Raw genomic sequence first — 1,038 nt, forward strand, 5'->3', positions numbered from 1 at the left:
ATCACGGCGCCCACCACCGCTCCGGCTCCCGCCACCGACCGGTGCGCCGTGGCCGGACCGGATCTCTTCGGCCTGGCTCGGGCGTTGGAGGCGGCCGACGGGTCGGTGGGAAGCCACGCCGACCTGGCCGCTCTCGCCGCACATGCGCGATCGGGCGCTGCCATGCCGGACCTGGTGTTCGTGACCGTGTCCTCCGACCCCGTCGAGGGCGTCGTTCCGGCGACGCACGCCCTGGCTCACCGGACCCTGGACATGGTGCGGGCGTGGCTGGCCGAGGACGGCTTCGCGGCGTCCCGGCTGGTGTTCGTCACCCGGGGCGCGCTGGCCACCCAGGACGGTGAGGACCCGCACGACCTGGCGGCGGCTCCGCTGTGGGGGTTGGTGCGGTCGGCGCAGGCTGAGCATCCGGATCGGTTCGTCCTGCTGGATGTGGACGGCGTCGAGGCGTCGCTGGCCGTGGTGCATCAGGCGGTGGCGACGGGGGAGCCGCAGCTGGCGGTGCGGGGGACTGAGGTGTTGGTGCCGCGTCTGGCCGCCGGTGCCGCGAGGGGTGTGCTGGCGCCGCCGGATGGCACGGATGGTGGGGAGGCGTGGCGGCTGGAGGCGTCCGGTGCGGGCACGCTGGAGGGGTTGACGCTGGCCGCGGTCACGGATGTCGCTGGGGAGCTTGGTGAGCATGAGGTGCGGGTCGCGGTGCGTGCCACGGGTCTGAACTTCCGCGATGTGCTGATCTCCTTGGGCATGTATCCGGGTGAGGCTCTGATGGGTGGTGAGGGTGCCGGTGTGGTGGTGGCCACTGGTTCCGGTGTCACCTCTCTTGCTGTGGGTGACCGGGTGATGGGGTTGTGGGAGGGTGGTTTCGGGCCGTTGGCCGTGGTGGATCACCGCATGCTGGCGCGGATCCCGGATGGCTGGTCGTTCACCGAGGCGGCGTCTGTTCCGGTGGTGTTCGTGACGGCGTTGTACGCGCTGCGGGAGCTGGCGGGTGTTCGGCGGGGTGAGTCGCTGCTGGTCCATGCCGCTGCTGGTGGTGTGGGG

Annotated in this window: 1 protein-coding gene; it reads left to right on the plus strand. The window is 71.8% G+C overall.

The window, feature by feature from the left end; translation table 11 throughout:
• A partial coding sequence (locus NP777_RS46905; RefSeq protein WP_256656325.1) for a SpnB-like Rossmann fold domain-containing protein occupies nucleotides 1-1,038 on the plus strand: 1,038 nt, incomplete at both ends.

This window comes from Streptomyces rugosispiralis (assembly GCF_024505145.1).
GTDB classification, from domain to species: domain Bacteria; phylum Actinomycetota; class Actinomycetes; order Streptomycetales; family Streptomycetaceae; genus Streptomyces; species Streptomyces rugosispiralis.